General features: G+C 40.9%; 6 protein-coding genes. 3 read left to right on the plus strand and 3 right to left on the minus strand.

Annotated elements, in window-relative coordinates:
- The first annotated feature begins 36 nt into the window (after window positions 1-36).
- Complete coding sequence (locus RMZ42_RS03455) at window positions 37-5,343, plus strand: non-ribosomal peptide synthetase (RefSeq protein WP_322670090.1); 5,307 nt, start codon at window positions 37-39, stop codon at window positions 5,341-5,343.
- A 537-nt stretch (window positions 5,344-5,880) separates the two neighbouring features.
- Here the strand turns inward: RMZ42_RS03455 and RMZ42_RS03460 are convergent.
- Complete coding sequence (locus RMZ42_RS03460; RefSeq protein ID WP_322670091.1) at window positions 5,881-7,533, minus strand: alpha-keto acid decarboxylase family protein; 1,653 nt, start codon at window positions 7,531-7,533, stop codon at window positions 5,881-5,883.
- 175 nt (window positions 7,534-7,708) lie between these two features.
- On the opposite strand from RMZ42_RS03460, the gene ppsA reads away from it, so the two are divergent.
- On the plus strand, window positions 7,709-10,333 hold the full coding sequence (ppsA, locus tag RMZ42_RS03465) for a phosphoenolpyruvate synthase (RefSeq protein WP_322670092.1): 2,625 nt from the start codon (window positions 7,709-7,711) through the stop codon (window positions 10,331-10,333).
- Window positions 10,326-10,610, plus strand: a complete 285-nt coding sequence (locus RMZ42_RS03470) for a hypothetical protein (RefSeq protein WP_322670093.1) — start codon at window positions 10,326-10,328, stop codon at window positions 10,608-10,610. Before ppsA ends, RMZ42_RS03470 begins: the two co-directional genes overlap by 8 nt.
- Window positions 10,611-10,723: 113 nt before the next feature.
- Here RMZ42_RS03470 and RMZ42_RS03475 read toward each other — a convergent pair whose 3' ends face one another.
- A complete protein-coding gene (locus RMZ42_RS03475) occupies window positions 10,724-11,101 on the minus strand; it encodes a VOC family protein (RefSeq protein WP_099099723.1) in 378 nt (125 codons plus the stop codon).
- A gap of 78 nt (window positions 11,102-11,179) precedes the next feature.
- Window positions 11,180-11,908, minus strand: a complete 729-nt coding sequence (locus RMZ42_RS03480; RefSeq protein WP_322670094.1) for a peptidylprolyl isomerase — start codon at window positions 11,906-11,908, stop codon at window positions 11,180-11,182.
- Window positions 11,909-11,925 lie beyond the last annotated feature (17 nt).

Raw genomic sequence — 11,925 nt, forward strand, 5'->3', positions numbered from 1 at the left:
CAGATTAAATTCCAACCAAGCAATTGATAAAAACTCATGAACACATATACTCTTAACACTGATAATTCTTATTTTCAAGTTCCCAGTCAACCCTATAAATGCCAAAAATTATTAACAGAACTACGTACAATTATTGCAAATTTACTCAAATCCGATCCAGAAGATATTGATGTTCATGCTCATTTTTTAGACATGGGTGCTGATTCAATAGTGCTAATTGATGCCATTCGTCAAATTGAAAATACTTTTGGAATTAAAATTACGATTCGTCAGTTATTTGAAGAACTAACAAACCTGAATGCGTTAGCAAATTATATTGATGAGAGTATACAACAAGAACCTATCAAATCTCAAATTCAAGAACAACCCGAAATATCACCCTCTCAAGCCTCAGAAACGACATCTGAAACATTAGTAGAAATCGTTCTTCGGCAGCAGTTTGAATTGATGTCCCAACAGTTGGAAATCTTGCGTAATTCAAGCTTATCAACAAATTTAAATTCTTCCCCTAGCCCACATAAAGAAACGAAATTTGCCCATAACCCAGTAGAATTACACAACTCAACCGCAAAAAAAGATTTTCCCTCTTCTTTCTGGCGAGTTGAACAATCGTCAGCCAAAATCCTCACCCCACAACAACAACAATATTTAGATTCTCTGATCGCCCGTTATACCAAACGTACAGCAAAATCCAAACAGCGATCGCAAACCTATCGCCCTGTCCTCGCCGACAGAAGGGCTTCTGTCGGATTTCGTCCCGAAACTAAAGAAATCCTCTATCCTATTGTTGGCGATCGTTCTCAAGGTTCAAAAATTTGGGATATTGATGGCAATGAGTATATAGATATTTCTATGGGTTTTGGCGTACATCTTTTTGGTCATGATGTTCCCTTTATTACAAAAGCTCTAGAAAATCAACTCAAGCAAGGGACGCAAATCGGCCCCCAATCTCAACTTGCTGGTGAGGTAGCAACTTTAATCTGTGAAATGACAGGAATGGAACGAGTCACTTTCTGTAATTCAGGTACAGAAGCGGCGATGACAGCAATGCGTATAGCCCGTGCAGCTACAGGTCGTGCCAAAATTGCTATTTTTAAAGGCGCTTATCACGGTCATTTTGATGGCACCTTAGCCATACCACAAACATCTGAGGATGGAAAATTACCAGCACACCCAATGGTTCCAGGGGTGCTGCAAAATATGGTTGATGATGTTTTGCTTCTGACTTATGGGGCTTCTGAATCGCTTGATATTATCAAAGCCAATGCTCATGAATTAGCAGCAGTTTTAGTTGAGCCTGTACAAAGCCGCAAACCCGATTTACAACCTAAAGAATTTCTGCAACAGTTGCGAGAGGTAACACAACAACTAGATATCACCTTGATTTTCGATGAAGTAATCACAGGTTTCCGCGTTCATCCGCGTGGAGCGCAAGCATGGTCTGGTGTTGATGCAGATATTGTCATTTATGGCAAGTTAATTGGTGGGGGAATGCCAATCGGGGTGATAGCTGGAAAAGCAGCTTATATGGACAAAATTGATGGTGGTATGTGGAACTATGGAGATGAATCTTATCCAGAAGTGGAAACGACATTTTTTGCTGGTACTTTCTCCAAACATCCTTTGACGATGGCAGCAACACGAGCCACACTCCTACACCTCAAAGCTGAAGGAGCTACCCTCCAAGAGCGATTGAATCAACGTACATCACAGTTAGCCGCAACACTCAATACTTACTTTGAACAAGAAAATATCCCTGTCCAGATAGTGCATTTTAGCTCGCTTTTTCGCTTTACTTTATCGGGCAATTCTAGCTATCTATATCAGCCTTTAGAAATGGATTTGCTGTATTACTCTTTAATTGCAAAAGGCGTTTATATTTGGGAAGGACGCACCTGTTTTCTATCTACTGCACACACAGATGAAGATATAAATTATGTAATTCAATCAGTCCAAGATAGTGTACAAGAATTACGCACAGCAGGTTTTTTTCCCAAAAAGCTAAAATTATCGATAGTCCAAAAGCAGACACATAACACATCAGACAAATTGAGAAATTCTGTAGCTTTGGAAACCCAAATTAAAAGTGAATTAGAACTAAAACCAGCATTCAAAATTCCTCTGAGTGATGCCCAAAAGCAGCTTTGGTTTTTAGCTCAAATTGGTGACAATGGGTCTTTAGCTTACAACATTTCCCTCAATATTCAATTACGGGGTACACTTCATCTAGCAGCCATGCGTCAAGCAGTGCAGCAAGTGATACAACGTAATGAGGCTCTACGTACAACTATCAGCAGTCAAGGCGATTTTCAAGAAATATTACCATCACTGCAAATAGACGTTCCTGTAATTGACTTTTCAAATGTAGAAGATGGCAACTTTCAACTAGCCCAGTGGTTGCAAAATGAAAACCGCGAATCTTTTGACCTCACCAACGGGCCTTTATTCCGCGTTCGGATTTTGAAATTAAAAGACCAATTGCATATATTAGTTGTTAGCGCCCATCACATTATTACTGATGGCTGGTCAATCAGCGTTATCTTGCAAGAAATGATTGCATTGTATTCAGCAACTTGTCAGGGTGATGTTTGCCGGCTAGAACCACCAATGCAATATAGTTCATATCTCGACTGGCATCGTCAATACTGTGAAACAGACGAGATGAAAGCTCATGAATCTTATTGGTTACAGAAGTTTGCTAGCCCAGTTCCAGTTTTAGACCTGCCCACTGACCGTCCTCGCCCACTAATCAAAACTTATCAAGGTGGCAGACAACAGTTACAGCTTGACAGTAGCTTAAGTGGTGCCATCAAACAATTCAGCAAGCAAAACGGTTGTACCCTATTTATGATGCTGCTGTCTGCATATACTGTCTTACTCTATCGCTTAACCAACCAAGACGACATTACCATTGGTATTGCTGCTGCTGGACGCTCTCTTGAAGGTAGTGAGCGACTAGTTGGTTATTGCAGCCATCTGCTACCGATACGCGGTCAAATTGTCGGCGATGCGACATTCGTCGAACATCTCAAAACTTGCAAAAGTTTGTTGTTGGATGCCTATGAGCATCAAGATTATCCTTTCGCTAAATTAATTGACAAACTGGGAGTAAAGGCTAGTAGCAGCATATCTCCTTTGGTGAACGCCACCTTTAACCTGGAGCGCCCCGTAGACATTCCCCAAATGTATAATTTGTCAAGTAGCTTGTTATCTCAATCTATAAGTTTTGCTGACTACGATCTAGGCTTGAATGTGACTGAGATTGAAAACGAGTTACTGTTGGAATGTGATTATAATGCAGACTTGTTTGATGCTGCCACTATTGACCGCATACTTGGACATTACCAAACGTTATTGATGGCGATTATTGCCAGCTCCCAAACATCGCTCTCGCAATTATCCTTATTAACAGCAACCGAACGCCATCAAATACTGGTTGAGTGGAATAACACTCAAACCGACTATCCTCAAGATAAATGTATTCATCAAATATTTGTACAACAAGCACAATTGACTCCGAATGCTGTAGCAGTAGAATTTGCTGAAGAAAAACTGACCTACCGAGAGCTAAATCAGCGTGCTAACCAATTAGCGCATTTCCTACAAAGTTTAGGTGTAAAACCAGAAGTGCTTGTAGGCATTTGCGTTGAACATTCTGTAGAAATGTTAGTAGCGATGCTGGGTGTTCTCAAAGCTGGTGGTGCTTACGTACCCCTAGACCCGGCTTATCCTCAAGAACGCTTGGCTCATATGCTAAGTGATTCTCAAGCCTCAGTGCTACTGACAAGTGCTGAATTAGAGAGTCAACTGCCTCCACACTCTGCAAAACTAGTACTATTGGATACGGATTGGCAAGCGATTTCTCGTCAATCAATCACGAATCCTGTTAGTGTTGTTGAGCCGACAAATTTAGCCTATGTGATTTATACTTCTGGTTCTACTGGCAAATCGAAAGGGGTACTAATTCCGCACCAAGCCTTAGTAAACCATAACTACGCTATAGCTAAAAATTATGAGCTAAAAGTGAGCGATCGCGTCCTACAATTTGCAAGCTTTAGCTTTGATGTAGCTGCCGAGGAAATATTTCCTACTTGGTTGAGTGGAGCAACTTTGGTACTACGACCAAAGAAAATGTTTGCGATTGCAGATTTTGTGCAATTTGTCAAAAAACAAGAATTGACTGTCCTAAACCTGCCAGTAGTATACTGGCAAGAGTGGGTTTCCCAAATGCCCCATATCAGCTGGGCAGAGAATGTACGTTTATTGGTTCTTGGTAGCGAAAGAGTCCCATTAGAGCGGTTTATTACTTGGCAACAGCAAGTAGGTAGCAACGTTAGTTGGCGAAACGCTTACGGCCCTACTGAAGCTACAATTACAGCTACAGTCTATGATTCCCAAGTGAGTTTAGAACATCAAACAGCTTCTTCACTGTTTATTGGTCATCCCATAGCTAATACTCAAATTTATATTCTCGACCATCATTTGCAACCAGTGCCTATCGGTGTTGTAGGTGAATTGCATATTGGTGGTAATGGTTTGGCACGAGGTTATCTTAACCGTCCAGAATTAACAGTCGAAAAGTTTATTTTCAACCCCTTTAGTAATGAACCGACAGCCCGCTTGTACAAAACAGGAGATTTAGCCCGCCACAGAAGCGATGGTACTATTGAATTTATCGGTCGAATTGATAACCAACTGAAGATTCGCGGTTTCCGTATTGAGTTGGGAGAAATCGAAGCAGCGCTGAGTCAACATCCACAAGTCAGAGAGTGTGTAGTTATAGCCAGCGACGATCAATTAAATAATCAGCGATTGCAAGCATATATTGTTTTTCATCAAGAGCAAAATGTAGATAGTAGGGAACTGCATCGCTTCCTCAAGCAAAAATTGCCTGAGTACATGTTACCCTCTACTTTCTTCCAAATAGAAACCATACCGCTTACCCCTAATGGTAAAATCGATCGTCTTACTCTAAATCGCTTGGGTGTGTTAATCAACAATATTGAAGTGAATATGGTTTCACCCCGCAACCCTATCGAGGAGTTACTAGCTTCTATTTGGGCTGAAGTTCTAAACTTAAAACAAGTCGGTATCCACGATAATTTCTTTGAATTGGGAGGCAATTCGCTCTTAGCTATGCAACTTGTAAATCAGATCAACGAAGCCTTCTTGATAGAGTTACCGTTGCGTAGTTTATTTGAATGCTCGACAATCGCTCAAATAAGCGAATTGGTACAGACTCACAAACTTGAACAAGTAGAAAGTGATGCTATAGAACAAATTTTAGCTGAAGTTAATGAGTTAATGGATACAGAAATCGAACAAATGCTTGCCAACTTTTAGTAGACTAACATAGCAGGGTAAGCGCATCTCAAACGCTATTGACAAGCGGGTTTAGAGGTATCCTTATGTTGGGATAAACAAGCAGCAAGAATAGTCAGCATTCTGAAGCATGAATTACCCAACTCTTTACCAAAGCTTTCTCGTTGAACAAGAAAAAACTTTTCCCCACAATGCCAAGAAGTCAAGAAGTCTATTTTTTACTAACTCAAACAATGTACCAATACGAGTTCTCGATATGCTATCTGACGTTGGTGTGCGACTAGAATTTTGGTAAGGCTCAAAGACAGCCCCGCCCCCATAGTTAATAATCCCATGATGCTGGATAAGAGTTAGCTCTTTTTGCTTGGGAGGAACTGACCTTTTAGCGATCGCTTTCTGTACCCAACTTTTTCATGCCATCCATTCAGTCCACTGGGGCGCATCTGTCACCAGTTGAGCAAACAAGTCTTGGCAAGCGTCTTCAAACTCCAACATCACGCCACAGCGCCGATCGATCGTTAAGGTACTGAGTAATTGATGAGGCAGTATGTTGCTTTATTACTGCAACATCTTTAACAGAACCTCTGGGCTGTCCATTTTATCCATTACAACCTCAATAAAAGCAAGTTGGTCACGGTTTTGTTGAGCTGTTTCTAATGCTTTGTCTAACTGCGATTCGGTACTAACTTTAATTGCCCAGGCATTGCCAGCAAAAACCTTAGGGAGCTGATGATAATTCCAAGGTTGAATGTCGTTATATGGCATACGTTCACCGTGAATATCACGCTCTATAGTATATCCATCATTGTTAATCAACAAAATAATCGGTTTTAGATTATAGCGTAAGATGGTTGAAAGTTCTTGTGCAGTCATTTGGAAAGACCCGTCACCAACCAGTAGGATAGAGCGACGTTGTGGTGCGGCGATGGCACAACCAAGTAATGAACCAACAGAGTAACCAATCGATCCCCAAAGTACTTGCCCAACAAAAGTAGCTCCTTTTGGCAAAGGAACGATAGAAGCGCCAAACAAACAAGTTCCAGTCTCAGCAACGATAATGTCATCTTCTTGGAGAAAATGAGCAAATCTATACCAAAAATGCTGCTGCGTAATCGGTGCCGAAGAGTCGCCAACGATAGGCTCTATAAAACCAGCATCTAAATTTTCTGTTGCTGATTTGAAGTAAAGCGTTTGACGGTCGCGGTACTGCAACCGTTGGCTTAAAGCAGAAAGCACATCTGCCATAGCGACATTGTTGTATAAAGCATGTTTAACTTTTACATACTGCCCATGCACTTCAATAGTTTGGCTGGGATCGAGTTTGGCAGAAAACTTACCTGTGTTGAAATCAGTCATCAAAGCACCGATAGTTAAAACACAATCTGCCTGCTCAATACGTTTTCTAACAGATTCCTCACTGGCAGCACCATTATATATGCCGATGAATTGGGGGTGGGTTTCTTCTAGCAATCCTTTTCCCATGTTCATCGTCGCATAAGGGTATCCGGTAGCTGTTAGCAATTCTCGCAATTGTTCATGCAAATGATAGCGAGCTACACCAATATCAGCAAGGATCACAGGTTGGGAAGCTTTTTCCAGTATGTTTACACAGACATCAATTATTTCTGCTATTGTAGCGCCATCGCTCTGAAATACAGGGGGTATAAAGAAATCAGACGGTGCAGACACCTCAGCTAGAGCAACATCCATCGGTATGGAAATATAAACAGGTAATTTCTTCAGCAAACAGATACCTAAAACTCTGTCAATTTCCGTTGTTGCATTTTCATTTGTTAAATATGCTTGAGCCACCGTTACCTGTTGATACATTCGGGCAAATATTGAAAAATCACCAGTACCAAGCGTATGATGGACAAGTGAACCAAGAGCTTGAATTTTAGTTGCAGGAGCACCGGTAATCGCTACAACCGGAACGTGTTCAGCATAAGCGCCAGCGATACCATTAATAGCACTGAGTTCACCAACACCAAACGTAGTTACTAATGCCGCAACACCATTAAGCCGACCATAACCATCGGCAGCATAGGATGCGTTAAGTTCGTTGCAAGTAGAAATTAACTCGATGCCATTGTGGTTAACAATATAGTCGAGAAATTCCATATTGTAGTCTCCAGCAACCCCAAAGATATGCTTGATGCCAATTTGCTCCAGACGAAGCAATAAATAGTCGCCAACAGTAAACTTTGCCATTGTCTTAACCAAATTACCCCTTTAGGGTATGAAAACTATAACTGAGATGCGTATCTCTGAAGTAAGAATAGGATTGTGACTTTTGCCGACGCCCATGTACACCGACCGTCGAGAGTCGATCGGTTGTGATGCAGTTAAAATTACCAAAGTATGAATTGCCAAAGGAAGGAAACTGATGAGTTCATTTGTGCTTTGTTTTCAAGATATTGATAAAACAAAACTCAAGGTTGTTGGGGGCAAAGCTGCTAACCTGGGGGAACTATCCAGGATTGAGGGAATCCACGTACCGGATGGCTTTTGTATTTCTACTGAAGCTTTTAAAAGAATCATTGGGGAAATGCCATCGATTAATGAATTACTCGAACAGTTATCGCATCTATTGATGGAAGACCGGCATAAAATTGGTGAACTTAGCGGTGAGATTCGCTCTTTCATTGAAGGTATAACCATTCCTCAAGATATTAATGAAGAGATCGCCCGCCTCCTCTCCAGGTTTGATGAAAAAAATGCCTATGCAGTACGATCCAGCGCAACTGCTGAGGATTTACCGACAGCCTCTTTTGCAGGCCAGCAGGATACGTATTTGAACATTATCTCAAAGGAGGCAATCTCTCAGCATATCAGCAAGTGCTGGGCATCGCTATTTACCGAGAGAGCAGTAATTTATCGCCTCCAAAACGGCTTCGACCACCGTAAAGTTTACCTGTCTGTGGTTGTTCAGAAGATGGTATTACCGCAGGTGGCAGGAATTTTGTTTACTGCCGATCCCGTCACTTCTAATCGGAAGGTGTTATCCATTGATGCCAGCTTCGGACTTGGTGAAGCTTTGGTCAGAGGTCTGGTGAATGCTGATATCTATAAAGTTTGTAACGGTCAGGTTATTGATAAGAAGATATCCACCAAGAAACTGGCTATTTATGCCTTAAAAGATGGCGGTACGAAATTACAGGAAATTGAACAACACAGACAGAATAGGCAAGCGCTGACGGATGAGCAGATTTTGCAGCTTGAGCGCATCGGTAGGAAGATTGAAGAACATTTCGGCCGCCCCCAGGACATCGAATGGTGTTTGGTTGATGATACATTTTATATTGTCCAGAGTCGCCCCATCACGACTTTATATCCGATCCCGGAAGCGAGCGATCGCGAAAATCACGTTTATGTATCTGTTGGTCATCAACAAATGATGACCGACCCCATTAAACCATTGGGATTGTCTTTATTTCAATTAATAGCTGCTCGACCCATGTATAAAGCTGGTGGAAGGTTGTTTGTTGATATCACACCCGATCTGGCTTCACCTGTTAGAAGAAAAATTCTAGTAGATGTGTTGGGAAAATCCGAACCGCTCATAAAAGACGCACTGATGACTATCATAGAGCGAGGAGATTTCATTGAATCGTTACCAGACGATCAAAAAGAACTAAGTCCCGGTAAAAGCAATAAATCTCCATCGCCTGCGGATTTTCAAACACTAAACGAATACGATCCGACAATCGTTTCTGATTTAATTAAGAGTAATCAAGTATCGATAGACGATTTAAAACATCACATCCAAACGAAATCAGGATTGGATCTAATTGATTTTATTCAAGAAGACACCCAGAAATTAAAGAAGAGTTTATCCGATCCACAAAGTTTTGGTGTGATTATGACTGCTATGAATGCTTCATCATGGATCAATGAAAAAATGCAGGAGTGGTTAGATGAAAAAAACGTAGCAGACACGCTTTCTCAATCTGTACCCAACAATATTACTTCATCTATGGGTCTGGAACTATTGGATGTCGCAGATGTAATTCGTCCTTATCCTGAAGTAATTGATTATTTACAACATATAAAAGATGATAGCTTTTTGGATGAACTGGTTAAGTTTAATGGGGGAAAGGAAACCCAAGACGCTATCTATGCTTATCTCAACAAATACGGAATGCGATGTGCCGGAGAAATCGATATTACTAAAACTCGTTGGAGTGAAAAACCAACTACACTTATCCCCCTGATTCTCAGTAACATCAAAAACTTTGAGCCTAATGCTAGCAAGCGGAAATTTGAGCAAGGACGACAGTCAGCTTTGAAAAAAGAACAAGAGTTATTAGATCGATTGAAGCAATTACCGGATGGCGAACAAAAGGCCGAAGAGACAAAACGAACGATCGGTCTAATTCGGAATTTCATCGGTTATCGTGAATATCCAAAATACGGCATGATTAATCGCTACTTCGTTTATAAGAAAGCTTTACTCAAAGAAGCCGAACAACTCATACAAGCGGGCGTTATTCATGAAAAAGAAGATATATACTATCTCACTTTTGAAGAACTTCGCTCAGTCATACGCACAAATAAACTTGATTACCAGATTATCGGCAAACGAAAAGATGAGTACAAATTATATGAAAAACTAACTCCCCCCCGTGTTATCACGTCTGATGGTGAAATCATTGCAGGTCGGTACAAACGAGAAAATCTCCCTGCCGAAGCTATTGTAGGTCTACCTGTTTCCTCCGGAGTTATAGAGGGACGAGCGCGTGTCATCTTAAACATGGAAGATGCCGAGCTAGAAGATGGAGATATATTAGTCACCTCCTTTACTGACCCTAGCTGGACACCATTGTTTGTATCCATAAAAGGCCTAGTCACCGAAGTTGGTGGACTGATGACACATGGAGCAGTTATCGCACGTGAATATGGCATAAGTGCAGTTGTTGGAGTAGAAAATGCTACCAAGCTGATCGAAGACGGACAGAGAATTCGGGTTAATGGAACGGAAGGCTATGTAGAAGTGGGATTCGTTGGCTAGAAACTATACCCCGCAAGGGATTGAAGGATTATCCGCAAGATTCTCAACCCTCCGGGTTCGCAGTTCCTACAACAAAGGGAACCTCCGCAACGGACTGCTCACCTTGACAACTGATGAATTGGCAAGTAGGAGAAAAAGGAAATCTGGGGATGGAGAAAGTAGCGAAGCGATCGCTCTTAAAGCAAAGCGTAGCCAATCGATTTTCTCTCTTACTGCCAAAAGTTCTGCTGATGTGGACTATTGGAGTCATAAGTGGGGAGTTGGTGGGAAATCTTGAGTCAAGATTCGTTTTACAAGCTTTTTTAGGCTAATCCCCACTAAGACAGTTAGGTTAAATTGCAAATGAAATCATATCCCTGCCTAATTCCCCGATTTAGGTGTAAATCCAGGTTAAGACTGCGGATTTTGCCTAAGCCCTAACAAATTTCCGTCAATATCCTTGAAAGTGGATAATTGCACTCCATGACCAACATCTGTAATTGGCCCAACTGAGACTCCTTTTTCAGTCAGGCTTTGACGAGCAGTAACTATATCATTGACAACAAAGGTACTGACAGTATTACCTGGTTCAACTGAGTTACTCAAGTTCAATCCGATTGCAAAGCGTGGAATATCAGGAAAACTAAACTGTCTCCAGCTAGGTGTGTCATATTTTTCTTCAGGAACTAACCCAAGCTTGGACTTGTACCACTCGGCACTAGCTTCGAGATTAGTAACGTCTAGTTTGGTGACAAAACTATATTCACCAAAAGTGTTTTTCAATGTCATATTCTACTGTGCTAATCCAGAACTTTTGTAATACAGCTATTATAAGCTTTTTAGGATAAAATACTGCAAGCTTACCAATTATAGGGTAAAATTTAGATCCAAAATTTTACGCTTTAGCCATTCAGAAAACAAGTTTGAGAGAATTTTTAAGCGCAACATCTCGTCCAATTGTGGCTCAATAATTTCCTCAACCAAAATTAGATGTGCCCCAATGGATGTCAATATTGGTTTGACAACTTGCGGTGGAGTTGCCGCAAAGACAGCAGCAGAAATTTCTGGTTTCAAATCTGCACGGCTTAATATCCCTCGATATCCTCCTTTTCTGCGTAGTTCTGTATCTTGAATATATTGATGAGCAATTTCATGAAAACTTATCTCACCTTCACCCAATGCGTAAAACAGTTCCATAGCCAAATCAAAATCATCTAAAACGATTTCATACATAACTATCTGGGCATAATCAATCTGATGTTCTACAAAAAAAGATTCAACTTTATCTACAAACAGATATTGAGCTAATTTTGAGGAAATTACTGTGTAATAAACTAATTCTTCAAACTCGTCTAGAGATAAACTGTGTCTCTGTAGCCATGACCAAGTAGCATCAGCACCAGTCAAATTGTTCATCAAACGCAAGTTATCTGCCGCTTGCTGTAGTTCTTCTGGCTCAACTTTAATATTAACTTCTTGTACCGTATGTGAAATAATCTTGCGAGTAAGAATACCTTCAATCACAGAAGGAATTTGACATGAAATCTTGACTTGGTTGATAATTTCTTCGAGAGAAACAGTTGCCACTTCTAACATAGTAAAACTTCTTAACG

Origin of the sequence: Nostoc sp. DedQUE05 (assembly GCF_034530955.1) — a bacterium.
In the GTDB taxonomy this organism is placed as follows: domain Bacteria; phylum Cyanobacteriota; class Cyanobacteriia; order Cyanobacteriales; family Nostocaceae; genus Nostoc.

What these genes read in the sequence shown, in the direction of transcription:
- RMZ42_RS03475 (WP_099099723.1), bottom strand. Translation starts at nt 11,101, where the DNA reads ATGACATTGAAAAACACTTTTGGTGAATATAGTTTTGTCACCAAACTA.
- RMZ42_RS03455 (WP_322670090.1), top strand. Translation starts at nt 37, where the DNA reads ATGAACACATATACTCTTAACACTGATAATTCTTATTTTCAAGTTCCC.
- RMZ42_RS03460 (WP_322670091.1), bottom strand. Translation starts at nt 7,533, where the DNA reads ATGGCAAAGTTTACTGTTGGCGACTATTTATTGCTTCGTCTGGAGCAA.
- RMZ42_RS03480 (WP_322670094.1), bottom strand. Translation starts at nt 11,908, where the DNA reads ATGTTAGAAGTGGCAACTGTTTCTCTCGAAGAAATTATCAACCAAGTC.
- ppsA (WP_322670092.1), top strand. Translation starts at nt 7,709, where the DNA reads ATGAGTTCATTTGTGCTTTGTTTTCAAGATATTGATAAAACAAAACTC.